This window comes from Bradyrhizobium sp. ISRA442, from assembly GCF_038085055.1.
GTDB lineage: Bacteria > Pseudomonadota > Alphaproteobacteria > Rhizobiales > Xanthobacteraceae > Bradyrhizobium.
The window spans coordinates 126,727-150,188 of the sequence record NZ_JALGCN010000014.1; the positions used below are offsets into that span (position 1 = coordinate 126,727).

Here is a 23,462-nt window from a genome sequence, read left to right on the forward strand (position 1 = left end):
GCCGCCGTTCCGCTGCGCGCCGCGACGTTTCGCCTGATCAGCCCAGGGCCTTGGCCTCGCGGCGGCGGGCGGTGAGGATGTATTCGGTGTAGCCGTTCGGCTGCGTACGGCCCTTGAAGACGAGGTCGCACGCGGCCTTGAAGGCGACGCCGTCGAAGGACGGCGCCATCGGCTTGTAGAGCGCGTCGCCTGCGTTCTGCTTGTCGACGACGACGGCCATGCGCTTCAGCGATTCCATCACCTGTGGCTCGGTGATGACGCCCTGATGCAGCCAGTTGGCGAGATGCTGGCTGGAGATGCGCAAGGTCGCACGGTCTTCCATCAGGCCGACGTCGTGAATGTCGGGCACCTTGGAGCATCCGACGCCCTGGTCGATCCAGCGCACGACATAGCCCAGAATGCCCTGGCAGTTGTTGTCGATCTCCTGCTTGACGTCGTCGGGCGCCCAGTTCGACTTCGACACCGGAATGGTGAGGATGTCGGAAAGTTTCGCGCGCGGACCGCCCTTGGCGAGCTCCTGCTGGCGCGCGATCACGTTGACCTGGTGATAGTGCAGCGCATGCAGCGTGGCTGCGGTCGGCGAGGGCACCCAGGCGGTGGTGGCGCCGGCCTGCGGATGTGCGAGCTTCTGGGCCAGCATGTCCGCCATCTTGTCGGGCGCGGCCCACATGCCCTTGCCGATCTGGGCATGGCCGGGCAGCCCGTCGATCAGGCCCATGTCGACGTTCCAGTCCTCATAGGCCTTGATCCACGCTTGCGCCTTCATCTCGTTCTTGCGGATCATCGGACCCGCTTCCATCGAGGTGTGGATCTCGTCGCCGGTGCGGTCGAGGAAGCCGGTGTTGATGAAGACGATGCGCTTCAAGGCCTGCTGGATGCAGGCCTTGAGGTTGACGGTGGTGCGCCGCTCCTCGTCCATGATGCCGACCTTGAGCGTGTTCTCCGGCAGCGACAGCATCTTCTCGACGCGCCCGAAGATCTCGCAGGTCAGCGCCACCTCGTCGGGGCCGTGCATCTTCGGCTTGACGATATAGACCGAGCCGGTGCGACTGTTCTTGACCTTGGACAGGCCCTTGAGGTCGTGGATAGCGAGAAGGCCGGTGACGGCGGCATCGAGGATGCCTTCCGGAATCTCCTCGCCCGTCTCGTCCAGTACCGCGTCGGTGAACATGTGGTGACCGCAGTTGCGGATCAGGAGCAGGCTGCGGCCATGCAGCTTGACTTCGCCCTTGCCGTCCGGCGTCTTGTAGCTGCGGTCGGCGTTGAGCGCACGCGTCAGCGTCTTGCCGCCCTTTTCGAAATCTGCCGACAGCGTGCCGTCCATCAGGCCGAGCGTGTTGCGATAGACCAGCACCTTGTCCTCGGCATCGACCGCGGCGACCGAGTCCTCCATGTCGAGGATGGTGGAGACCGCGGCCTCCATGATCATGTCGGCGACGCCGGCCGGATCGTCCTTGCCGATCGGGTTATTGCGGTCGATCTTGACCTCGACGTGCAGGCCGTTGTTGACGAGCAGCACCGCGGAAGGTGCCGCCGTATCGCCCTGGAAGCCCGCGAACTGGCCTGCGTTCTTCAGCGCGGTGGCATTGCCGCTCTTCAGCTTCACCGCGAGCTGGCCGGCGACGACGCTGTAGGCGGTGACGTCGGTGTGGCTGCCGGTCGCCAGCGGCACGGCAGCATCGAGGAACGCCTTGGCCTTGGCGATCACCTTGTCGCCGCGCGCCTTGTTGTAACCCTTAGCCGTATTGGAAGGATCATGCGGGATCGCGTCGGTGCCGTAGAAGGCGTCATAGAGCGAGCCCCAACGCGCGTTCGCCGCGTTCAGCGCGTAGCGCGCATTGGTGAGGGGCACGACGAGCTGAGGGCCGCAGATATTGCCGATCTCCTCGTCGACATTGGCTGTCTCGACCTTCTGCGTCGCCGGCTCGGGCAGGAGATAACCGATCTCCTTCAGGAACGCGGTGTAGGCATCGATGTCGAACGGCTTGCCCTTGTTGGCGCGGTGCCAGTCGTCGATCTTGGCCTGGAGCGTGTCGCGAACCGCAAGCAGCGACCGGTTTTTCGGCCCAAGATCCCCAAGGATGGCGGCCAGCCCGGCCCAGAACGCGTCCGGCGCGATGCCTGTCTTCGGGGCCGCTTCCTTGGCGATGAAATCAAACAGGACCGGGGCGATCTTCAATCCATGGGCGTCGACGCGTTTCATGATGGGCTTTCTTGTTGGAATTGGCTGTTTTGGGCTGCTTTTGACCCGACAGCAGCAAAATGCGCCCGCAAAGGACGGCTTCGGGGCCCTATTAGCCCCAAAACCGGGGCCGTGAGAAGGCCCCTAAACGCTTGTCAAAATGTCAAGAAGTGGTGCGGCTTAGCGTGCTGAGCTCTTGCTCAGAAGGGAGCCTCGATCGCGAAGCAGGCACAGTGCGCTCCCTCCCCCTTGCAGGGGAGGGCGGGGGAGGGGGTAGCCCAAGAAAAGGTGTGTCCGAAATCGACGGAGCGAGCGCTTCGCTTAATGATTGAGAGAGTATGCCGTGTGGCACCCCTCCCTAGCCCTCCCCCGCAAGGGGGGAGGGGACGCGGTCGCTTGTGCGGATCAAGCGCGACGCCTCTCGCGAAAGAGCCGCCTCAAATATTCGCCGCGAGGTCGACCATCTCGTCGAACAGCACGCCGGTCGCCTTGAGCATGCGCTCGATCTCATCCGTCGCATCCGCGACCGTCCGCGCCGAGGTGTCGATCACGAGCTCGGCGGCCTTGGGCGTCTCGTAGTCGTTGCCGATGCCGGTGAAGGCGGCAAGCGCGCCGGCTCTAGCCTTCTTGTAGTGGCCTTTGGGGTCACGCTCCTCGCACACGGCTGCCGGCGTTGCGACATGGATCTCGCGAAACGCGGTGTCGGCGATGCGGCGCGCGGCGGCGCGGTCCTCGCGGGCCGGCGAGACGGCGGCGACGATCGCGATATGGCCGTTGCGCGCCAGATGCGTGGCGACTTCGGCGAGGCGGCGGATATTCTCGCTGCGATCGGCGGTGGAGAAGCCGAGATCGCCGTTGAGTCCGGCGCGCAGCGTGTCGCCGTCGAGCAGGATGGGAGAGCCGCCATTCGTAAACAGCCGCCGCTCCAGCGCCTTCGCCAGCGTCGACTTGCCGGATGCGGGCAGGCCGGTGAGCCAGATCACCGCGCCGTTGTGACGGTAGCGCGCGGAGCGCTCGTCGGGCCGCAGCGCCGATTCCACCGGCACGATGTCGACGGGCACGGCGCGCTGGCCGGCATCGACGGACAGCACCAGGCCGCCGCCGGCGATGCGTCCCGACACCTCGATCACGAGGCGCCCGGTGCGCGGATTCTCGGTGTAGGGATCGGTTGCGATCGGATTGGAAAGAGAGATGTCGATCTCGCCGACATGGTTGCGGCCGATCGCCTTGTTCTCGGTGCTCGACAATTCGCCGGGATCGACCGCCTTCTCGATCGCGACAACCGTGGCGCGGCTCTCCTTCGGTCCACAGCGCACCAGGAGCTGGTCGCCCTTGGCAAGCGGCTTGTCGTGCAGCCAGAAGATACGCGCGCGCAGCCGTCGCGTGTCGCGCGGCGCGGTGCCAGCATGCGCGACGATGTCGCCGCGTTCGACGAACAGTTCGCGGTCGAGCGTGATGCCGACCGATCGTCCCGCGCCCTGCCGCGTCGCGACCGGCGTCACCGGCCAGCTCTCGACCGTCTTGATCTTCGCGATCTTGCCGGCGGGCATGATCACGATCTCGTCGCCCGCTTTGAGGCTGCCGGATTCGATGCGGCCCGCGACGATGCGGCGGTCGTCGAACTTGTAGATCGCCTGAACGGGCAGGCGCAGTGCCAGCGTTTCGAGCGGGCGCGCAGGCTCGAGCCGGTCGAGCGCCTCGACCACGGTCGGACCTTTGTACCAGCCGATGCGGTCGGTACGTTCGGCGACGCCGTCGCCGTCACGGGCGGAGATCGGGATGATCGCGGTCGGCGTCACGCCGAGGCCCTCGAGATGTGTGGAGATCTCGTCGCTGATCGCCTTGAAGCGGTCGGCGGCGAAGTCGACGCGATCCATCTTGTTGACGACGATCGCGACCTGCTTCACGCCAAGCAGATGCAAGAGATAGCCGTGCCGCCGGGTCTGGTCGCGCACGCCTTCGAGCGCGTCGATGATCAGCACCGCGCCGTCGGCCTGCGAGGCACCGGTGATCATGTTGCGCAGGAATTCGGCGTGGCCGGGCGCGTCGATCAGCACGATGTCGCGCGAATTGGTGCGGAATCGGATCTGCGTGGTGTCGATGGTGATGCCCTGGTCGCGCTCGGTCTGCAGCGCATCGAGCAGGAACGACCATTCGAACGGCATGCCGCGCCGCGCGCTGACGGCTTTGAGCATCTCGAGCTTGCCTTCGGGCAGGCTGCCGGTCTCGTGCAGGAGACGGCCGACCAACGTCGACTTGCCATGGTCGACATGGCCGACGATGACGATGCGGACTTGCGGTCGCGTCGTGCCATTTGGCATCGACGTGGTGCCGTTCGGAGTGGCGGGCGAAGCCGTGGTGACGATCATGTTCATAGCCGCGTTACGTCCTGAGGTCAGAGATAGCCGGCGACGCGCAGGCGCTCGAAGGCGTCCTCGGTCTCGTGGTCGAGCGCGCGGCCGGCGCGCTCCGGCACCTTGGTCTGTTCGAGCTCGATCAGGATCTCGTCGATGTTCGCCGCCGTCGAATTCACCGGGAAGGTGATGTCGGCATCGCCCAATGAGCGGTAGCGCTTGCCGTTCTGCGACAGATAGAGCGGGATGATCGGAATGTTCTCGCGCTTGGTGTAGGCCCAGATGTCGGCCTCGGTCCAATGCAGGATCGGATGGATGCGCAGATGCGCGCCCGGGGGCGGCGAGGCGTTGAACTGGTCCCAGAATTCCGGCGGCTGGTCGCGCACGTCCCAATTGCCTTCGAGCCCGCGCGGCGAGAACACGCGCTCCTTGGCGCGCGTCGCCTCCTCGTCGCGACGGATGCCGGCGATCAGGCCGTCGAAGCCGTATTTGGCGAGCGCCATCTTCAGACCTTCGGTCTTGCGCGCGGCCGACCGCGCCGCCGGCGGCAAGGTCGGATCGACGGCATCGATCGGCGGGCAGGGATCGACGCGGAGGTCGAGCTCCCACTCTTTCCCGTAGTGATCGCGGAAGCGATACATCTCCGGAAACTTCTTGCCGGTATCGACGTGAAGGGCCGGGAACGGCATGCGGCCGAAGAACGCCTTGCGCGCCAGCCAGATCATGACGTTGGAATCCTTGCCGAGCGACCACAGCAGGGCGATCTTCTTCAGCCGGGCGAAGGCTTCCCGGAAGATGTAGATGCTCTGCGCCTCGAGCTGATCGAGGTGGTCCATGCTCGGGGCAAGGTCGGCAGAAAATTCTTGCGCGCGCACGCGCTCGGCGAGCGCTGCGCTGCTCAGTCCGTCGGCTGCGGAATCGTCCTTGAGAAGATGCATCTCTGCCACTTTGCGTTTGGAGGCGAAAATTCTATAGTTGCAGTGCAGAAGAGAAGAAAAAATTTTCTCTTTGCGCGCTAGAAACGACACATATATAGAAAATAATTCCAGTCAACCCCGAATTGGGGGAAGCGAGTATCGCATGCGGTTCTTGCCGGTGTTCCTCGATCTCAAGGCCGGTCCGGTGGTTCTCATCGGCGCGGGCGAGCTTTTGCGCGCCAAGCTGCGCGTGCTCGCCGCAGCCGGTGCGCGCATCCGCGTGCATGCGATCGACGGCAATCATGACCTCGGCGGGCTTGCTCCCGACGACGTGGCGCGCATCGAATTCGCTGTCGGCGATCCGTTGACTGCCGACCTTGCTGGCGTCATCGCCATCGTCTGCGCCGGGGCGGGCGACATTGGGGTGGCGATGTCGGTTCGCGCCAAGGCGCTCGGCCTGCCCGTCAACGTGATGGACGACCTCGAGCATTCCAGCTTCATCTTCCCGGCAATCGTCGATCGCGGCGATGTCGTGGTCGCAGTCGGCACCGGCGGCACCTCGCCGGTGGTCGCGCGGCGCGTCCGCGAGAAGATCGAGGCACTGCTGCCGGCCCGCATCGGCGAGCTCGCCGAGTTCATCGGCGGCTTCCGCAAATCCATCAACGAGCGCATCGCCGAGTTTCCGCTGCGCCGCCGCTTCTGGGAGCGCGTGATCGATGGTCCGATCGGCGCCTCCGTGCTCGCCGGCCGCAAGGGCGAGGCGGAAGCTGCGCTTGCGCAAATTTCCGATCCGTCCGCCTTCGCACGCGCTGGCAAGCCGGAGGGCTCCGTGACGCTGGTTGGCGCCGGCCCCGGCGATCCTGATCTGCTCACCATCAAGGCGCTGCGCGCGTTGCAGGATGCCGATATCGTCTTTCATGACGAGCTGGTCTCGGTGGAAATTCTCGACCGCATCCGCCGCGACACCACCCGCGTTGCCGTCGGCCGCCGTGTCGGCAAGCCCGGCATCGGACAGGACGCCATCAACAGGCGGATGATCGAGGCCGCACAGGCCGGACAGCGCGTGGTGCGGCTGAAGGGCGGCGATCCCTTCGTGTTCGGCCGCGGGGGTGAAGAGATCGAAGCGCTGCGAGCGGCTGGCGTTGCCTATTCGATCATTCCCGGCATCACCGCTGGCATCGGCGGCGCCGCCGATTTCGAGGTGCCGCTCACCTACCGCCATGAAGCGACCCGCGTCACCTTCCTTACCGCGCACAAGGCGCGCGACGCCGAGACCGTCGACTGGTCGACGCTGACCGACACCAGGATGACCGTCGTCGTCTACATGGGCATGACTGCAGCGCCCGCCGTGCGCGCAGGCTTGTTCGCCGCGGGACGTTCACCAGAGACGCCGGTCGGCGTGTTTGCCCGCGTCACCCGGCCCGATGCACAAGCCGCGATCGGCACGCTGCGTGACCTGCCCGAGCTCGTCAGGCGGACCAATGGCGGTCCTGCCATTCTCATCATCGGCGAGGTGGTCCGGCATGCCGGTTCCCTTCGCCGTGAAACCCCCAAGCAAATCATCTCAGACCTGTTGGATGCAGCCGAATGACCTCCCCACTTGAACAGAAGAAGATCCGCATCGCCGGCCCCTCGGTCGTCACTGCCAACCGCACCTGGGATGGTGCGGTGGTCTATCGCACCGCCGCCAAGGACTGGTCCGCCGACCTCTCGCAGGCCGCGATCGTGTGCAACTCCGATGACGCGAAAGCGTTGCTCGCGGAGTCCGTTGCTGATGACGTCGGCGCCGTGGGCGCCTATATCGCCCCGGTGCAGGTCGGCGACGACGGCAAGATCGAACCCGGCAATCTGCGCGAACAGATCCGCCGCACCGGTGTGACCATCGGGCAGCCGGTCCAGGCTTAAGGCACTTTTTATGTACGCTTACGATGAAATCGACCGCACGCTGGTCAACGAGCGTGTCTCGGAATTTCGCGACCAGGTGAAGCGGCGCCTTTCCGGCGAGCTCACCGAGGACGAATTCAAGCTCCTGCGGCTTCAGAACGGCGTCTATCTGCAACTGCACGCCTATATGTTCCGCGTCGCGATTCCCTATGGCACGTTGGCGTCGAAGCAGTTGCGACGACTGGCGCATGTCGCGCGGACCTACGATCGCGGCTACGGCCATTTCACCACGCGGCAGAACATCCAGTTCAACTGGATCAAGCTCGCCGAGCTGCCGGATGCGCTGGCCGATCTCGCCGAGGTCGGCATCCATGCGATGCAGACTTCCGGCAACAACATGCGCAATGTCACCTCGGACCAATGGGCCGGCGTCGCCCCGGGCGAGATCGAGGATCCCCGCATCTGGTCGGAGCTGATCCGCCAGCACACCACGCTGCATCCCGAGTTCTCGTTCCTGCCGCGAAAGTTCAAGATCGCGATCACCGCGTCGGACCATGACCGCGCCGCGATCAAGATTCACGACATCGGCCTCAGGCTGGTCAGGAACGAGAAGGGCGAGACCGGTTTCGAAGTGCTGGTTGGCGGCGGTCTCGGCCGCACGCCGTTCATCGCCAAGACCATCAAGCATTTCGTGCATGGCCGCGATATCCTGAGCTATATCGAGGCGATCTTACGCGTCTACAACCAGTACGGCCGCCGCGACAACATCTACAAGGCGCGCATCAAGATCCTGGTGCACGAGCTCGGCATCGAGAAATTCTCCCGCGAGGTCGAGGACGAGTGGCAGCACATTCGCAACTCCTCGCTCCAGATCGACGATGAGGTGATCGAGGACATCCGCTCGCGCTTCACCTATCCGGCCTACGAGAAGCTCCCGCACATGCCGGACGAGCTGCGCCAGGCCGCGGCCGATCCGGACTTCGAGGCGTGGCGCAAGAACTCGGTCGCCGCGCACAAGGTCCAGGGCTATTCCATCGTCACGATCTCGCTGAAGCCGACCGGCAAGCCTCCGGGCGATGCCACTGCCGAGCAGATGGATGCACTCGCCGATCTCGCCGACAAATATTCCTTCGGCGAAATCCGCGTCGGCCACGAGCAGAACCTGGCGTTGCCGCACGTCGCCAAGCGCGACCTGCCGGCGCTGTGGAAGGCGCTCGACAAGCTCGGGCTGGCTACGCCGAACGTCAACCTGATCACCGACATCATCGCCTGCCCCGGGCTCGACTATTGCTCGCTGGCGAATGCGCGCTCGATCCCGATCGCGCAGGAGTTGACGCGGCGGTTCGCCAATCACGAGCTCGCCAACCTGATCGGGCGGCTGCACATCAACATCTCGGGCTGCATCAATGCCTGCGGCCATCACCATGTCGGCCATATCGGCATTCTCGGCGTCGAGAAGAACGGCGAGGAGGTCTATCAGATCACCATCGGTGGCCGCGCCGACGAGAATGCCGCGCTCGGCAATCTGATCGGCCCCGGCGTGAAATTCGACGAGGTCGCCGACGTCGTCGAGGACGTCGTGGAAGCCTATCTCGCGTTGCGCGAACGTCCGGAAGAGCTGTTCATCGACACGGTGAAACGTCTCGGCGTCGAGCCCTTCAAGGAGCGTGTCTATGCCACTCGTTAACGGCGGAAAGATCGTCGACGACAGCTTCACCAAGCTCGCCGTCGACACGCCGCTGCCCGAAAGCGGCGACATCCTGGTGCCGGCTGAGCGCTTCCTCAGCGATGCGGAGGCCTTCCTCGCGCGCGCCGGCAAGGTCGGCGTGATCTGGCCGAACAACCGCGACGTCGACGAGCTCGTGCCCTATCTCGGCAGGCTTGCGGCGGTGGCGCTGGTGTTTCCGACCTTCCGTGATGGACGCGCCTACAGCCAGGCGCGGCTCTTGCGCGAGCGCTTCGACTATCGCGGCGAGCTGCGCGCAACCGGACAGGTGCTGCGCGACCAGTTCGTGTTCATGCTGCGCGCGGGCTTCGATGCCTTCGACGTCAAGAAGCAGGCCGACGCGGAAGCCTTCATGCAGACCGCCAAGCGCTATTCGGTGTTCTATCAGCCGACCGGAGATGGCCGCATCACGGCGCTGCACCGGCGCATGCAGCTCCGCCATTCCGAGGGTGTTGGCACGTGAACGCGATCGCGCCTCAGGTTTCGTCCACGCCGGTATCCGCATTGCCCTCGGCGGAAGAACTCGCCCGCAGCCTGCGCGATGCGTCACCCGCGGAGATCATCGCCGCGGCGCTGAAGGCGGTTGGCCGCGACAAGCTCGCACTGGTCTCGTCCTTCGGCACGGAATCGGCAACGCTGCTCAAGGTGATGGCGGACGTCGATGCCGCCATCCCCGTGATCTTCCTCGATACCGGCTGGTTGTTCGAGGAGACGCTGGCCTACCGCGACACGCTGATTGCGACGCTCGGGCTGCAGGACGTCCGTTCGATCAAGCCGGCGGAGGAGACACTGTCGCGCGAGGATCCGGACCGCGAGCTCTGGTTCTCCGATCCGGACGCCTGCTGCCGCATCCGCAAGGTCGAGCCGCTGGCGCGTGCGCTAAAGCCGTTCTCGGCCTGGATCAATGGCCGCAAGCGCTTCCAGGGCAACGCGCGCGCCGACATTCCAGTGGTCGAGGACGATGGCGCGCGGTTGAAGTTCAATCCCTTCGCGAATGTCTCGCGCGAGGAGTTGGAAGCGATTTTCATCCGCGCCAAATTGCCGCGGCACCCTTTGGTCGCGTCAGGATTCCTGTCCGTTGGCTGCATGCCTTGCACCAGCCGGACGGCCGAAGGCGAGGATTCCCGCGCCGGCCGGTGGCGCGGCCGGACCAAGACAGAATGCGGCATTCACACGATGAAGATTTCGTAGCACAGTCGGGCTGCCACGCTGCGAACAAGGAAATCCGGTTCCGTTGACTTAAGCGCATTTCGCCCCGAGTTATGTCTGCACGCCTTCGCTGACACTGACGTCACCGAAGTGAATGGAGATGGATATGATGCGTCGTATCGTTCCGCTCGCTGCAGGACTGCTCTGGGCAAGCTCGGCTCTCGCCGCTGACATCAATCTGTTGAACGTGTCGTACGATCCGACGCGCGAGCTCTACGTCGAATTCAACAAGGCGTTTTCACGCGTCTATCAGAAGGAGACCGGCAAGAGCGTCGAGATCAAACAGTCGCACGGCGGCAGCGGTTCACAGGCGCGCGCGGTGATCGACGGATTGCAGGCCGATGTCGTGACGCTCGCGCTCGCCTACGACATCGACGCCATTGCCGCCAAGGGGCTCACTGCCGCCGACTGGCAGAAGCGGTTGCCGCAGAATTCATCACCCTACACCTCGACCATCGTCTTCCTGGTGCGCAAGGGCAATCCCAAGGGCATCAAGGACTGGGACGATCTGCTCAAGCCCGGCGTTGCCGTGATCACGCCGAACCCGAAGACCTCGGGCGGCGCGCGCTGGAATTATCTGGCGGCCTGGGGTTTTGCGCAGAAGAAGTATGGTTCGGCCGACAAAGCCAAGGACTTCATCGGAAAACTCTACCAGCAGGTTCCGGTGCTCGATACCGGTGCGCGCGGCGCGACCGTGACCTTCGTCGAGCGCGGCGTCGGCGACGTCTTGCTCGCCTGGGAGAACGAGGCGTTCCTCGCCCTGAAGGAGTTCGGCGCGGAGAAGTTCGAGATCGTGGCGCCGCCGCAGTCGATCCTCGCCGAACCGCCGGTCGCGATCGTCGACAAGGTTGCCGACAAGAAGGGCACCCGCAACGCCGCCGATGCCTATCTCCAGTACTGGTACACGAGGGAAGGCCAGGAGATCGCCGCGCACAATTTCTACCGTCCGCGCGATCCGGAGATCGCCAAGAAGTACGAAAGCTCGTTCGCCAAGGTCGAGCTATTCACGATCGATGACGTGTTCGGCGGCTGGACCAAGGCGCAGCGGGAACATTTCGCCGATGGCGGCGTCTTCGATCAGATATACAAGAACTGATCGGGCATTGCGCAACGACGGCTGTCACAGGGGTTCTGGTGAGCGCAATCGCAACACGACGCCGGACGTTGCCGGGCTTCGGTCTCACGATGGGACTGACGCTGTCCTGGCTGTCGATCATCGTCCTGATTCCGCTCGCCGGGCTGTTCCTGAAGTCGCTCGAGCTTAGCCCCGAGCAGTTCTGGAACATTCTCTCCAGCCGCCGCACCCTGAACGCATTACGGGTCTCGTTCGGACTCGCCTTCGCGGCGGCCTGCGTCAATCTGGTCATGGGCAGCATCATCGTCTGGGCGCTGGTGCGCTACCGCTTCCCCGGCCGGCGGCTGTTCGATGCCATTGTCGACGTGCCGTTCGCGCTGCCGACGGCGGTTGCCGGTGTCGCGCTGACCTCGCTGTTCGCCGAGAAGGGTTGGCTGGGCGCACCGCTCGCTGCCCTCGGCATCAAGGTGGCGTTCACGCCGCTCGGCATCTTCGTTGCCATGATCTTCATCGGCATTCCCTTTGTGGTCCGCACCGTGCAGCCGGTGCTCCAGGATCTCGATCCCGAGATCGAGGAGGCCGCAGGTAGTTTAGGGGCGAGCCGCTGGCAGACCATCGTCCGCGTGATCCTGCCCTCGCTCGCGCCCGCGCTGCTGACTGGACTTGCGCTCGCCTTTGCGCGCGCCGTTGGCGAATATGGCTCGGTGATCTTCATTGCCGGCAATCTGCCCAACGTCTCCGAGATCGCGCCGCTCCTGATCGTGATCCGGCTCTCCGAATTCCGCTATGCCGATGCGACCGCGATCGCGGCCGTCATGCTCGTCGTGTCATTCGTGGTCATCTTCGCGGCGAACCGGTTGCAACGCTGGGCGCATACCCGGATTCCGGCACGTTGAGGCGGATGCGATGACCATGCAGATCGCAGATATCGTCTCGCTCTCGTCGTCGCAAGCGAAGGCGCGTGCGCACGCGGCGGCCGCGCAGGACAACCTCCGCACCGAACCGAAGGCGGTGCGCATCGCCATCATCACGCTTGCAGTCCTCTTCCTTACCGTCTTCGTCGTGCTGCCGCTGGTGGTGGTATTCACGCAGGCGTTCTCGAAGGGCATCCTGGCCTATCTTGCTGCGCTCTCCGAGCCCGAGGCGCTGGCTGCGATCAAGCTGACGCTGCTGGTTGCCTTGATCTCGGTCGGCCTCAATCTCGTATTCGGCCTGGTCGCGGCCTGGGCGATCGCCAAATTCGACTTCAAGGGCAAGACCTTCCTGATCACGCTGATCGACCTGCCGTTCTCGGTGAGCCCGGTGATCTCGGGCCTCGTCTTCGTGCTGTTGTTCGGCGCGCAAGGCTACTTCGGCGGTGCCTTGCGCGAGCACAATATCCAGATCCTGTTCGCGGTGCCCGGCATTGCGCTGGCGACCACCTTCGTGACCTTCCCGTTCGTCGCGCGCGCGCTGATCCCGCTGATGCAGGAGCAGGGCACGCAGGAGGAGGAGGCCGCGATCTCGCTCGGCGCCTCGGGCCTGCAGACCTTCTTCCGCGTCACGCTGCCCAACATCAAATGGGGCGTGCTCTACGGCGTCCTGCTCTGCAACGCGCGCGCCATGGGCGAGTTCGGCGCGGTGTCGGTCGTCTCCGGCCACATCCGCGGCGAGACCAACACCATGCCGCTGCTGGTCGAGATTCTCTACAACGAGTACCAGTTCGTTGCCGCCTTTGCGATCGCCTCGCTGCTCGCGATGCTGGCGCTGATCACGCTGATCGCCAAGACCGTTCTCGAACGTCATCTGCGCGAAGGACACGACGACCGTGACCATTGAAGTCAGGAATCTCGTCAAGAAGTTCGGCAGCTTCGCGGCGCTCGATGGCGTCGACCTCAAGGTCGACAATGGCGAATTGCTGGCACTGCTCGGCCCATCCGGCTCCGGCAAGACGACGTTGCTTCGGATCATCGCCGGACTCGACTGGCCTGATGCCGGCGAAGTCTCCTTCAATGGCGAGGACGCGCTGGCGCAGGGCGCGCGCGAGCGCCACGTCGGCTTCGTATTCCAGCACTACGCGCTGTTCCGCCATATGACGGTGTTCGAGAACGTCGCCTTCGGCCTGCGCGTGCAGCGGCGCGCCATCCGCAAGAATGAATCGACCATTCGTGCGCGCGTCAAAGAGCTGCTCGACCTCGTGCAGCTCGACTGGCTCGCCGACCGCTATCCGAGCCAGCTCTCCGGCGGCCAGCGCCAGCGCATCGCGCTTGCCCGTGCGCTCGCGATCGAGCCGCGCTTTCTGCTGCTCGACGAGCCGTTCGGCGCGCTCGATGCGAAGGTACGAAAAGAACTGCGCAAATGGCTGCGCTCGCTGCACCACGAGATCAACGTCACCTCGATCTTCGTCACCCACGACCAGGAGGAGGCGCTCGAAGTCGCCGACCGCGTCGTGGTGATGGACAGGGGCAAGATCGAGCAGATCGGCTCGCCCGACGAGGTCTACGACAATCCCGCCACCGCCTTCGTGCACGGCTTCATCGGCGAATCCATCGTGCTGCCGGTCGAGGTGGCGGGTGGAGCAGTCCGGCTCGGCGATCGCCCGCTCAATCTGATAGCCGAGGGCATCACGCCTGGCGCGTCACGACTGTTCGTGAGGCGACATGACATGCTGGTCGGCCCGGCCGGCAGCGGAGCCTTTGAGGGCGCCGTGCAGCAGGTCCGGAATTTCGGCCCGGTGCAGCGAGCCGAAGTGGCGCTGTTCGGTGGCGAAACCATCGAGATCGACGCCCCCCGCGACAAGGAACTTCGCGCCGGCGACACGATCGGCCTCGAGCCCCGTCGTTACCGGATATTTGCGGGCTAACCTCCGGTCATTCCGGGGCGATGCCGCCGGGTCCGGCGTTCGGCCGGTCCGATGACAGGCTCTGCATCGAACCCGGAATCCCGAGTTTGTGGCGCGAGATTCCCGGTCTGCGCGTCGCGCAGCCTGGAATGACGTCGGGTGCAATTTTCTTCAAAATTCACCTTTCAGCCACGGTTGGTATGCAACAACGGCCCCCTCATTTGGGGGCCTTACTCATGCGCGCCGCGGCCGCAATTCTCATTCTTTTGCTGCTCTCCGGCTGTGCGGGCAACGAAGCGCCGATCCAGCAACCGTCCATGTATGCGGACATGGCGGTCCCGGGCGCGAAGCTCGATGCGCAGGCGGCCGCAGTGATGATCTCGCAGTACCGGCAGAACAACGGGCTCGGCACCGTCATCATCGACCCCGACCTGACGATGCTCGCCGAATCCCAGTCCAACGCCATGGCGGCGGCGAACAAGATGGACCATGACGTCCGCGCACCCCTGGGCAAGCGCCTCAATGCAGGCGGCTATCCGGCCACCGTCGCGGTCGAGAACATCTCGGCCGGCTATCATACGCTGGCAGAAGCGTTTTCCGGCTGGCGCGACTCGCCTCCGCACCGGGCCAACATGCTCAAGAGCGGTGTCACAAAATTGGGCATAGCGGCGAGCTACGCTCCGGGCACCAAATACAAGGTGTTCTGGACCATGATCCTGGCCTCGACCGACCCCCGATAAGCCAGACTTGATCCCGGGATGCATTGACGCCGCGGCGGACTGTCGCCACGGTGGCTCGCCTTTTGCTATTGTTCCCGCATGACCGATCATAGCCCGGAAGTCGCCAGTGTCCCCGCAAATGCGCAACGTGTCCTGGTCTTGCAGGGCGGTGGCGCGCTCGGCTCCTATCAGGCCGGTTCCTATCAGGCGCTGTGCGGCTACGGCTTCGAGCCGGAATGGGTTGCCGGCATCTCGATCGGCGCCATCAACGCGGCCATCATCGCCGGCAATGAGGGCCTCACCCGCGTCAAGCGGCTGAAGGAATTCTGGGAGATGGTCTCGGCGCCGGTGCCCTGGAAGCCGATCGGCAAGAGCGATCACAGCCGCGAACTGTTCAACTCCACCAGCGCCGCACTGATCGCGACCTTCGGCGTGCCCGGCTTCTTCGTCCCGCGCGTCCCGCCCGCGCCGCTCTGGCCGCCGGGCCATCCCGAAGCGGAGAGCTATTACGACACCGCGCCGCTGAAGAAGACGCTGGAACGGCTGGTCGATTTCGACCGCATCAACGACCTGAAGACGCGCCTGTCGGTCGGCGCGGTCGGCGTCACCTCGGGCAACTTCAAATATTTCGACAATTACGAGTTCAAGAAGCTCGGCAAGAAGATCGGCCCCGAGCACATCATGGCCTCCGGCGCGCTGCCACCGGGCTTTCCCTCCGTCATGATCGATGGCGAGCATTATTGGGACGGCGGCATCGCCTCCAACACGCCGCTCGACTACGTGCTCGATGCCGAATCCCAGCGCGACATGCTGATCTTCCAGGTCGACCTGTTCAGCGCGCGCGGGGATTTGCCGACCTCGCTGCTCGAGGCAGCCGAGCGCGAGAAGGACATCCGCTATTCCAGCCGGACGCGGATGAACACCGACAAGAACAAGCAGCTCCACAATGCCCGCCGGGCCGTGCGCGACCTGATCGGCAAGCTGCCGGACTATCTGAAGAACGATCCGTCCGTCGAATTCCTTTCCAAGGCGGCGTGCGAAAGCACCGTGACCGTCGTGCACCTGATCTATCGCAGCAAGAACTACGAATCCTCATCCAAGGATTACGACTTCTCGCACGTCGCCATGGTCGAGCATTGGGAAGCCGGGGTGCGCGACGTCCATCTGTCGATGCGCCACAAGGATTGGCTCGAGCGGCCGCAGTCCGGCGAGACCATGGTGACCTACGATCTCACAGGGGACGTCTCCGCGCCCCCGGCCAAAAGGAGCGAACAAAATGGGTAGTCTGTCAGGCAAGAACGCCGTCGTGACCGGATCAACCAGCGGCATCGGGCTCGCTTATGCACGCGCCTTCGCCAGCGCCGGCGCCAACGTCGTCATCAACGGCTTCGGCTCGCCCGAAGACATCGAGAAAGAGCGCGCGAAGATCGAGTCCGACTTCAAGGTGAAGGCGATCTATTCGCCCGCCGATATGAGCAAGCCGGCAGAGATCGCGGAGATGATAGCGCTCGGCGAAAAGACATTCGGCTCGGTCGACATCCTCGTCAACAATGCCGGCATCCAGTTCGTCTCGCCGATCGAGGAATTCCCGATCGAGAAGTGGGACCAGATCATCGCGATCAACCTGTCTTCGGCCTTCCATGCCATCCGCGCCGCGGTGCCAGGCATGAAGAAGCGCGGCTGGGGCCGCATCATCAACACGGCGTCGGCGCACTCGCTGGTCGCCTCGCCCTTCAAGTCGGCTTACGTGTCGGCCAAGCACGGCATCGCCGGCCTGACCAAGACAGTGGCGCTGGAGGTTGCGACGAACAAGATCACCTGCAACTGCATCAGCCCGGGCTATGTCTGGACACCGCTGGTGGAGAAGCAGATCCCCGACACGATGAAGGCGCGCAATCTCACGCGCGAGCAGGTCATCAACGATGTGCTGCTCGACGCGCAGCCGACCAAGGAATTCGTCACCTCCGAGCAGGTCGCGGCGCTGGCGCTGTTCCTGTGCAGCGACGATGCCGCGCAGATTACCGGCACCAACCTCTCGATCGACGGCGGCTGGACGGCGGAGTAACGGACTGGCTCCTCGTCATGCCCCGGCTCGCCGCCTTCGCCAAAGCTTCGGCGGCCGAGCACCCTCGTGGCCCGGCGTAGCCTTGGCGGAGCCGGGACCGATGCATCCAGTACGCCGCGGCTTCTCCGTGTCCTCGTGCTGTCTCTGGAATACTGTCATCGCCCGCCTGCGCGGGCGATGACAGTGAGAGTGAGGCGCGCCGTTCGTTTAATGGCTCCAGGCCAGAGCCGTCACGATGGCGGATGACAGGTTCAGTTCCGTGAACATGATCTTGCTGGCGACCACGACGAGTACGCAGGCCAGTGCGAGGCGCAGCACCGTTTCCGGCATGCGGGTCGCGCTGTAGCTGCCGACGATGATGCCGGGCAGCGAGCCCATCAGCAGCACGCCCATCAGGTGCCAGTCGACCGAGCCGAGGATCCAGTGCCCGGTGCCGGCCACCAGCGTCAGCGGCACCGCATGCGCGATGTCGGAGCCGACGATGGTCGCCATCGGTAGGCGCGGGTAGAGCAGCAGCAGCACGGTCACCCCGACCGCGCCGGCCCCGACCGAGGAAATCGACACGAGCACGCCGAGCACGACGCCGGTGACGACAGTCGCAATCGCCGTGGCGCGGTCATCGAGCCGTTCCAGGCGCCGGCGATAACGCTCCATGATCGACTTGCGGAAGATCAGTGAAATCGCGGTCAGCATCAGCGCAAAGCACAGCACCAGATTGACCAGATTGCGCTCGGCATCGCTCTTGAGATCGAGCTCCCACAGCACGAACAGCGTCAGCGCGCTCGCTGGAATGCTGCCGCTGGCGAGCCGCAGCACCGCCGGCCAATGCACGCTGCGCGACCAGCCATGCACCACGCTGCCGCCTGTCTTGGTGCCGGCGGCATAGAGCAGATCGGTCCCGACCGCGGTCGATGGATGGACGCCGAACAACAGGATCAGGAGCGGCGTCATCAGCGAGCCGCCCCCCACGCCGGTCATGCCGACAAGCAGGCCGACACCGAATCCGGACGCGACGTAGAGTGGATCGATCATGCGAGGGAATCTTAGGTTTATCTCGTCATTTGGGCAATATGACGTAGAATAAACTTTCCCTGCGGCGCAACCGCTTGGATCAAATAAGAAAAATCATGCTGCGGGTCGGAGATGGGCAGCCATTTTGCCCTGTTCGCGTGCGTCCGGCGAAATCACTGTTCCCTATGGGGCAGGGCAGCCCCCACAGCCTGTTTGCCGAACGCCAGCACATGCAGCCCCAGCCGCTGCCTGACGATCCAGAACAGCAGCACCGTCTCGAAGGTGAGCGAGATCGAGGTCGCGGCCGCGGCGCCATGGCCGCCGAAGCGCGGCACCAGGGTCACGCAGAGCACCAAGTTCATCACGAAGGCCAGCGCATAGGCTAGCGCACAGATCCTCTGCTGGCCGAGCATGTTGAGCAGACGCTCGACCGGGCCGATCGCGGCGCGCACCACGAGCCCGATCGCGGCGACGAACATGATGTCGTAGCCGCCCACGAATTGCCGGCCGAACAGCCAGAGCAGCGGCCTGCCGAGCGCGAGCAGCACGATGGTCGCCGCCAGCGAAGGCCAGAAAGTCCAATTGATGGCGTGCGCGACGTAAGCCGACAGGCGCGCCTTGTCGCCGAGTGCGTTGTATTCGGCGAAGCGATGCGCCGTCGTCGCCGACATCGCATAGTGAATGAAGGAGACCAGCGCCAGCGTCTTCACCACCGCGAAATAGACGCCGACTTCGTTGGAGGGACGGAACTGCTGAAGGACCAGCACGTCGGTGTAGGAGAGCAGCAGGTAGAAACTCTCGACCAGCAGGATCGGCAGCGAGACGGCGAGCCAGCCGGTGACGTCATAGGCCTTGGGGCCGGGCTCGACGTGGTCGGCGAGCTTGCGGTTCAGCGCCACCATCTGGCCTGTCATCGCGATCCACACAGCGCCGGCGCTCGCGACCATGGCGGCAACGGCGCCCAGATGATAGCCGAGCAGGAAGGCGCAGGCCGTGATGCCGATGACGAGCGCCTGGCGGATGATGAATTGCGGCATCAGGCCGAGCTGCATCCAGTCGTGCGAGCGGGCGATGCCATCCTGGGTATTGGCAACGACGAAGGCAGGCAGCGTCATGCAGCCGATGTAGAGCGGAAGCTCCTCGGCGGGATCGATCCACGGCGAAAGCAGTTTTACGATACCGGCAAGTCCGAGCGAGGCCAGCGTGGAGACGGCGAAGGTCAGCCAGCGGCCGCCGGAGAGAAAGCCGCGCAGCAGCGCATGCTCGCCGCTGGTACGATACTCCGGAATGATCTTCTGCGCGGAGGCCGAGATGCCGAAATCCATCATGCTGCCGAGCAGCAGGACCCAGGTCCAGACGTAGACGTAGATGCCGTAGTCGGATGTGCCCATCCAGCGCGCGAGCAGCACCTGCGAGAAATAGGCGAGGCCCGCGCTGATCACGCGGATGACGAAGATGGTGCCTGCAAGCCGCCGCGTCAGCGACGCTTCGCTCGAGCCGCCCACCAGTTTGCCGCGCAGCCGCGCGATCAGGCCGGCCGGTCCGGTCGTTGCGGGTTGGGTGTCCGTCACGGCCACGTCGAAAATCCCTGGGCGAGCCGCATGCTGCAGCAGCCTTCGACCTAGCAACCATTCGTTAAGATTCGGTTGGGTGCGGGCATGCTGCAGCCCCAACGTCGTCCTGGCGAAAGCCAGGACCATTACCCCGGGGAGATGTCGTTTGAACGAGATAATAGACGCCGCGCCGCCAAACCGCCGCCGGTGGTCATGGGTCCTGGATCAGCGCTCGCTATTGGACAACGCTGCGCGTTGCCAAGCGCTCGCTTGTCCAGGACGATCTTACTGCAGATTGACGTTGAACTCGTACGACTTCTCCGGCCCGACCAGCGTGAACTTCAGCGCGGCGCCATCAGCCTTGGCGCCTGGAGGCAGTCCATCGAGTTCGAAAGAAAAGCGCTTGACGCCGGAGGGGCTGTGCTCGACCAGGGCCGGAATCGGCAGCGCCCAGTCGGGCGTCGGTCCTTCCACGAACAGGTTGACGTTGCGCGCATCCGCCGGCGCGACCACGTCGACGATCACCTTGGTGGCGCCGTCGCGCTTGACGTCGCGGATGGTGAGCGGATTGGGATCGCCGATATTGCCGGGCTTGGGTACCGTGTCCAACGCTGCACGCAGATTGGCGTCCTCGGTCGAGGCGACGCTGTTGAAACCGAGCTCGGCGCTGGCCTCGACGGGAATGCAGAGCTTCTCGCACACCGCGTAATTGATCTCGGCGCGCAGCGTCACCGGCTTGTCGGCCGCCTTGGCCACGATGCGCAGGGGCAGCACGACCTGGTCGTGGTAGCCGATCGAATGGCCGCCGGCACCGTCGTCGAATTTCTGCGGCGCCGGCCACATGACCGTCACCGCCTCGACATTGTCCGACTTCGAGAAGTCGAACCGCGGCGGAACACCGGAATCGCCGGGCGTGCGCCAGTAGGTCTTCCATCCCGGCTGGATCTGAAAAGCAATGCCGCCGAGCAGGACCGAGCCGCTGCGCGATCCCGCCAGCAGCCGCACCGCGGAATGTGCGTCGCGCTGCCAAGGCGAAGCGTCGTCGGCGTGGGCCGCAAACGCCAGCGACGACGCAAGCAGGGTTGTTGCGACGCCAATCGCCGCACGCATGGGAACTCTTGTGAGCATAGCACGTCTTTACAGGGTCACCCCGGGGCAAACCATTGAATTGCTTGTGATGGATGCACTTGAATCGGGTCTCTTCAAGCCTTGATTTGACAGCCGCCGGGCCCGACATCAGGATAGGAATTGAAACCGGAGTGCTTCCCATGGCTCCTGAAGGCAAAAGGACTGGCGAGAGCACCCAGACTGCGGGCTCCGCGCCGCATAATTCGGCCGGCTATCTCGACGGCCGCCTTCTGATCGCGATGCCCGTCATGGGCGATCCCCGCTTCGAACGCTCGGTGATCTATCTCTGCGCCCATTCGGCGGAAGGCGCGATGGGCATCATCGTCAATCATCCTGCCGGCAGCATCGATTTCCCCGAACTTCTGGTGCAGCTCGGCATCATCAAGAAGGGCGAGCAGATCAAGTTGCCGGAGAATGCCGAAAGCATGAAAGTGCTGCGCGGCGGCCCGGTCGACACCGGGCGCGGCTTCGTGCTGCATTCCAGCGACTTCTTTATCGAGAACGCGACGCTCAGGATCGACGACGGCGTTTGCCTCACCGCAACCGTGGACATATTGCGAGCGATCGCCAACGGCTCCGGGCCGAAGCACGCCATCCTCGCGCTTGGCTATGCCGGCTGGGCGCCCGGCCAGCTCGAGACCGAGATCCAGAGCAACGGCTGGCTGCACTGCGATGCCGATACGGATCTGATCTTCGGCGACGACGTCGACGACAAATATGCGCGCGCCCTGCGCAAGATCGGCATCGATCCCGGCATGCTCTCGAACGAGGCGGGGCACGCGTAAAAGCGCGAGCTGTCATGCCCCGGCTTGCCGCCTTCGCTGAAGCTTCGGCGGCCGAGCACCCTTGTGGCCCGGCGTAGCCTTGGCGAAGCCGGGACCGGGGCATCCAGTACGCCGCGGCTGTTTGACGACGACTGTCTCTGGAATACTGGATCGCCCGGTCAAGCCGGGCGATCACCACGTCTGCTGACTGAACCCTACTCCGCCGCCTGCTGTTGCACCGTCGGCTCGGTGCCGGCCACCGTTGCGCGGCGCATGTCGCGGGGCTGCGACTGGTCGTAGCGGCGGACGCGGTGCATGGTCTGGCGATTGTCCCACATCACGAGATCATGCAGCTTCCATTTGTGGACGTAGACGAACTCTGCTTGCGTCGCGTGCTCATTGAGGTCGCGCAGCAGCAGCCGGCCTTCGGGCACGCTCATGCCCGCGACCTTGCCGGCATGCGATGAGAGATAGAGCGACTTGCGGCGATGGACGGGATGCGTGCGCACCAGCCGCTGCAGCACCGGCTTGAACATTTGCTTCTCCTCGTCGCTGTATTCGGTGAAGCCGAGCGAGCCGCGCGAATACATCAGCGAGTGCTCGCAGACGAGATCCTCGATCTCCGCCTTGGTCTCGTCGTCGAGCGCGTCATAGGCCGCCCGCATGTCCGCGAATTCGGTGTTGCCGCCCTTCGGGTTCACCACGCGCGCCGACAGCAGCGAGAATTTTGCCGGGATCGGGCGGAACGAGCTGTCGGAGTGCCAGAGGCAGTTGCCGAGATTGAACAGGTGCGTGCGGCTGTCCTTCGCCAACGGCTTGCCGTCCTTGCCGAGATTGCTGACGTCGTTCAGGCCCGAGTTGAGCCGGTAGTCCTTTTCCTTGGTCACGGTGCCGCCGCGCGCGTCCTCGCGCTGGCCGAAATTCAGCGCAAACGCCATCTGCTGCTCGTCGGTGATGTCCTGGTCGTGGAAGACGAGCACGGCGTACTTGTCCATCGCGGCCTCGATCTCGCGCGCCTGCTCCGGGTTAAGTGGCTGACGCAGGTCGAGGCCCGAAACCTCGCCGACAAAATGCTTTTGAAGCTGCCGGATGGCGATCGTCATGGCGTTTCTCCCGCGGACCGCGAGCGGTTGGTCCCGCTCTGCTATCGAAAAAGGCTACTCACGCACCCGCCGATGTCAACGCCAGGCCTGCATGGCTCTTACGCGTTGCGCGCCATCAGGCCGCCGTCGACCGGGATCACTGCGCCGGTCAGGAACGATGCGGCCGGCAGGCACAGGCTCAGCGTCATGTGCGCGACTTCCTCGGGATCGCCGTAGCGGCCGAGTGCGGTGCGGCGCTTGGCATAGATGGTCTTGTGCTCCTCCGGGATGCGATCGGTGATCGCGGTACGGATCGGGCCCGGGCAGATGCAGTTGACGGTGATGCCTTCGCGGCCGAGCTCCACCGCGAGCGAGCGGGTGAGGCTCGCCACCCCGCCCTTCGCCGCCGAATAGGGGCTGTGCAGTGCGGTGGCGCCGAGCGCCTCGGTGGAGGCGATGTTGACGATGCGCGGGCTCTTCGATTTGCGCAAATGTGGAAGCGCCGCGCGGATGATGCGCGGATGCGCCGTCAGCATCACGGCGATGCCCTTGGCCCAAGCGTCCTCGTAAACTTCATCGTCGATCGCGACGCGCACGGAGATGCCGGCATTGTTGACGATGATGTCGAGCCCGCCGAAATGCGCCGCGACATCGCCGACCACACGCTTGATCTCACCGGCATTGGCCACGTCGAGCTTCCAGGCCCGCGCCGCGCCGCCGCTCGCGACGATCTCCGTCGCAACCGCCTGCGCGCCTTGCTCGTCAAAGTCGGTGACGGCGACGTTCGCGCCTTCGGCGGCGAACACGCGCGCCGTCGCGCGCCCCATGCCGCTCGCGGCACCGGTGACGAGAACGCTCAGGCCGTTCACGGACCGGCTGAGCTGCTTGAAGTCGGACATGCTGTTTCCTCGGACCTGCTTGCTTCTTGTTGCGAGATTGACAAGGCTTGCATCGATCCGCAGACAGGTCAAA

21 protein-coding genes are annotated in these 23,462 nt (G+C 64.6%); 13 read left to right on the forward strand and 8 right to left on the reverse strand.

Going from position 1 to position 23,462, the window contains the following annotated elements; genetic code table 11:
* Nucleotides 1-37: 37 nt before the first annotated feature.
* From MTR72_RS26665 to cysD, 3 genes are all read right to left on the reverse strand, one after another.
* Nucleotides 38-2,203, reverse strand: coding sequence for a malate synthase G (locus MTR72_RS26665; protein WP_280966803.1), 2,166 nt, complete (start codon nt 2,201-2,203; stop codon nt 38-40).
* Nucleotides 2,204-2,619: 416 nt separating this feature from the next.
* On the reverse strand, nt 2,620-4,557 hold the full coding sequence (gene cysC / locus MTR72_RS26670) for an adenylyl-sulfate kinase (RefSeq protein WP_280966802.1): 1,938 nt from the start codon (nt 4,555-4,557) through the stop codon (nt 2,620-2,622).
* A 20-nt stretch (nt 4,558-4,577) separates the two neighbouring features.
* On the reverse strand, nt 4,578-5,372 hold the full coding sequence (cysD, locus tag MTR72_RS26675; protein WP_280971132.1) for a sulfate adenylyltransferase subunit CysD: 795 nt from the start codon (nt 5,370-5,372) through the stop codon (nt 4,578-4,580).
* Between the two features lie 244 nt (nt 5,373-5,616).
* Here cysD and cysG point away from each other — a divergent pair, with 244 nt between their 5' ends.
* From cysG to MTR72_RS26735, 12 genes are all read left to right on the forward strand, one after another.
* Nucleotides 5,617-7,044, forward strand: a complete 1,428-nt coding sequence (gene cysG / locus MTR72_RS26680) for a siroheme synthase CysG (RefSeq protein ID WP_280966801.1) — start codon at nt 5,617-5,619, stop codon at nt 7,042-7,044.
* Nucleotides 7,041-7,358, forward strand: a complete 318-nt coding sequence (locus MTR72_RS26685; protein ID WP_280966800.1) for a DUF2849 domain-containing protein — start codon at nt 7,041-7,043, stop codon at nt 7,356-7,358. The genes cysG and MTR72_RS26685 overlap by 4 nt, the downstream gene beginning before the upstream one ends.
* A gap of 10 nt (nt 7,359-7,368) precedes the next feature.
* Nucleotides 7,369-9,024 (forward strand): nitrite/sulfite reductase, encoded by a 1,656-nt coding sequence (locus tag MTR72_RS26690; protein ID WP_280966799.1) that lies wholly within the window; start codon nt 7,369-7,371, stop codon nt 9,022-9,024.
* Nucleotides 9,011-9,526 (forward strand): DUF934 domain-containing protein, encoded by a 516-nt coding sequence (locus tag MTR72_RS26695; protein ID WP_280966798.1) that lies wholly within the window; start codon nt 9,011-9,013, stop codon nt 9,524-9,526. The genes MTR72_RS26690 and MTR72_RS26695 overlap by 14 nt, the downstream gene beginning before the upstream one ends.
* Nucleotides 9,523-10,254, forward strand: coding sequence for a phosphoadenylyl-sulfate reductase (locus MTR72_RS26700; RefSeq protein WP_280966797.1), 732 nt, complete (start codon nt 9,523-9,525; stop codon nt 10,252-10,254). The genes MTR72_RS26695 and MTR72_RS26700 overlap by 4 nt, the downstream gene beginning before the upstream one ends.
* A gap of 112 nt (nt 10,255-10,366) precedes the next feature.
* Nucleotides 10,367-11,368 (forward strand): sulfate ABC transporter substrate-binding protein, encoded by a 1,002-nt coding sequence (locus MTR72_RS26705; RefSeq protein WP_445819641.1) that lies wholly within the window; start codon nt 10,367-10,369, stop codon nt 11,366-11,368.
* A 38-nt stretch (nt 11,369-11,406) separates the two neighbouring features.
* Nucleotides 11,407-12,243 carry a sulfate ABC transporter permease subunit CysT gene (gene cysT, locus MTR72_RS26710; RefSeq protein WP_341511559.1) on the forward strand — a complete coding sequence of 279 codons (837 nt, stop codon included), beginning with the start codon at nt 11,407-11,409 and terminating at the stop codon, nt 12,241-12,243.
* A 10-nt stretch (nt 12,244-12,253) separates the two neighbouring features.
* The gene (cysW, locus tag MTR72_RS26715; protein ID WP_280966795.1) at nt 12,254-13,165 is read left to right on the forward strand and encodes a sulfate ABC transporter permease subunit CysW; all 912 of its coding nucleotides are present in this window, start codon (nt 12,254-12,256) and stop codon (nt 13,163-13,165) included.
* Nucleotides 13,155-14,189, forward strand: a complete 1,035-nt coding sequence (locus tag MTR72_RS26720; RefSeq protein WP_280966794.1) for a sulfate/molybdate ABC transporter ATP-binding protein — start codon at nt 13,155-13,157, stop codon at nt 14,187-14,189. Before cysW ends, MTR72_RS26720 begins: the two co-directional genes overlap by 11 nt.
* A 215-nt stretch (nt 14,190-14,404) precedes the next feature.
* Complete coding sequence (locus MTR72_RS26725) at nt 14,405-14,908, forward strand: CAP domain-containing protein (RefSeq protein WP_280966793.1); 504 nt, start codon at nt 14,405-14,407, stop codon at nt 14,906-14,908.
* Nucleotides 14,909-14,986: 78 nt separating this feature from the next.
* Nucleotides 14,987-16,171 carry a DUF3734 domain-containing protein gene (locus MTR72_RS26730; protein ID WP_280966792.1) on the forward strand — a complete coding sequence of 395 codons (1,185 nt, stop codon included), beginning with the start codon at nt 14,987-14,989 and terminating at the stop codon, nt 16,169-16,171.
* On the forward strand, nt 16,164-16,952 hold the full coding sequence (locus MTR72_RS26735; protein ID WP_280966791.1) for a 3-hydroxybutyrate dehydrogenase: 789 nt from the start codon (nt 16,164-16,166) through the stop codon (nt 16,950-16,952). Before MTR72_RS26730 ends, MTR72_RS26735 begins: the two co-directional genes overlap by 8 nt.
* Nucleotides 16,953-17,159: 207 nt before the next feature.
* Here the strand turns inward: MTR72_RS26735 and MTR72_RS26740 are convergent, their stop codons facing one another.
* The 3 genes from MTR72_RS26740 to MTR72_RS26750 all read right to left on the reverse strand — a co-directional run bounded on the left by MTR72_RS26740 (nt 17,160) and on the right by MTR72_RS26750 (nt 20,644).
* Nucleotides 17,160-17,984, reverse strand: a complete 825-nt coding sequence (locus MTR72_RS26740; RefSeq protein WP_280966790.1) for a sulfite exporter TauE/SafE family protein — start codon at nt 17,982-17,984, stop codon at nt 17,160-17,162.
* Nucleotides 17,985-18,136: 152 nt separating this feature from the next.
* Complete coding sequence (locus tag MTR72_RS26745; RefSeq protein WP_280966789.1) at nt 18,137-19,540, reverse strand: flippase; 1,404 nt, start codon at nt 19,538-19,540, stop codon at nt 18,137-18,139.
* Between the two features lie 261 nt (nt 19,541-19,801).
* The gene (locus MTR72_RS26750; RefSeq protein WP_280966788.1) at nt 19,802-20,644 is read right to left on the reverse strand and encodes a protein-disulfide reductase DsbD domain-containing protein; all 843 of its coding nucleotides are present in this window, start codon (nt 20,642-20,644) and stop codon (nt 19,802-19,804) included.
* Between the two features lie 140 nt (nt 20,645-20,784).
* Here MTR72_RS26750 and MTR72_RS26755 point away from each other — a divergent pair, with 140 nt between their 5' ends.
* Entirely contained in the window at nt 20,785-21,429 is a 645-nt protein-coding gene (locus tag MTR72_RS26755; protein WP_280966787.1) for a YqgE/AlgH family protein, read from the forward strand.
* A gap of 194 nt (nt 21,430-21,623) precedes the next feature.
* On the opposite strand, the gene MTR72_RS26760 is transcribed toward MTR72_RS26755, so the two are convergent.
* Nucleotides 21,624-22,511, reverse strand: a complete 888-nt coding sequence (locus tag MTR72_RS26760; RefSeq protein WP_280966786.1) for a TauD/TfdA dioxygenase family protein — start codon at nt 22,509-22,511, stop codon at nt 21,624-21,626.
* A 98-nt stretch (nt 22,512-22,609) separates the two neighbouring features.
* Nucleotides 22,610-23,389 (reverse strand): SDR family NAD(P)-dependent oxidoreductase, encoded by a 780-nt coding sequence (locus MTR72_RS26765; RefSeq protein ID WP_280966785.1) that lies wholly within the window; start codon nt 23,387-23,389, stop codon nt 22,610-22,612.
* Nucleotides 23,390-23,462: the final 73 nt, after the last annotated feature.

What these genes read in the sequence shown, in the direction of transcription:
- MTR72_RS26665 (WP_280966803.1), bottom strand. Translation starts at nt 2,203, where the DNA reads ATGAAACGCGTCGACGCCCATGGATTGAAGATCGCCCCGGTCCTGTTT.
- cysC (WP_280966802.1), bottom strand. Translation starts at nt 4,557, where the DNA reads ATGAACATGATCGTCACCACGGCTTCGCCCGCCACTCCGAACGGCACC.
- cysD (WP_280971132.1), bottom strand. Translation starts at nt 5,372, where the DNA reads ATGGACCACCTCGATCAGCTCGAGGCGCAGAGCATCTACATCTTCCGG.
- cysG (WP_280966801.1), top strand. Translation starts at nt 5,617, where the DNA reads ATGCGGTTCTTGCCGGTGTTCCTCGATCTCAAGGCCGGTCCGGTGGTT.
- MTR72_RS26685 (WP_280966800.1), top strand. Translation starts at nt 7,041, where the DNA reads ATGACCTCCCCACTTGAACAGAAGAAGATCCGCATCGCCGGCCCCTCG.
- MTR72_RS26690 (WP_280966799.1), top strand. Translation starts at nt 7,369, where the DNA reads ATGTACGCTTACGATGAAATCGACCGCACGCTGGTCAACGAGCGTGTC.
- MTR72_RS26695 (WP_280966798.1), top strand. Translation starts at nt 9,011, where the DNA reads ATGCCACTCGTTAACGGCGGAAAGATCGTCGACGACAGCTTCACCAAG.
- MTR72_RS26705 (WP_445819641.1), top strand. Translation starts at nt 10,367, where the DNA reads ATGGAGATGGATATGATGCGTCGTATCGTTCCGCTCGCTGCAGGACTG.
- cysW (WP_280966795.1), top strand. Translation starts at nt 12,254, where the DNA reads ATGACCATGCAGATCGCAGATATCGTCTCGCTCTCGTCGTCGCAAGCG.
- MTR72_RS26725 (WP_280966793.1), top strand. Translation starts at nt 14,405, where the DNA reads ATGCGCGCCGCGGCCGCAATTCTCATTCTTTTGCTGCTCTCCGGCTGT.
- MTR72_RS26730 (WP_280966792.1), top strand. Translation starts at nt 14,987, where the DNA reads ATGACCGATCATAGCCCGGAAGTCGCCAGTGTCCCCGCAAATGCGCAA.
- MTR72_RS26735 (WP_280966791.1), top strand. Translation starts at nt 16,164, where the DNA reads ATGGGTAGTCTGTCAGGCAAGAACGCCGTCGTGACCGGATCAACCAGC.
- MTR72_RS26740 (WP_280966790.1), bottom strand. Translation starts at nt 17,984, where the DNA reads ATGATCGATCCACTCTACGTCGCGTCCGGATTCGGTGTCGGCCTGCTT.
- MTR72_RS26750 (WP_280966788.1), bottom strand. Translation starts at nt 20,644, where the DNA reads ATGCTCACAAGAGTTCCCATGCGTGCGGCGATTGGCGTCGCAACAACC.
- MTR72_RS26755 (WP_280966787.1), top strand. Translation starts at nt 20,785, where the DNA reads ATGGCTCCTGAAGGCAAAAGGACTGGCGAGAGCACCCAGACTGCGGGC.
- MTR72_RS26760 (WP_280966786.1), bottom strand. Translation starts at nt 22,511, where the DNA reads ATGACGATCGCCATCCGGCAGCTTCAAAAGCATTTTGTCGGCGAGGTT.
- MTR72_RS26765 (WP_280966785.1), bottom strand. Translation starts at nt 23,389, where the DNA reads ATGTCCGACTTCAAGCAGCTCAGCCGGTCCGTGAACGGCCTGAGCGTT.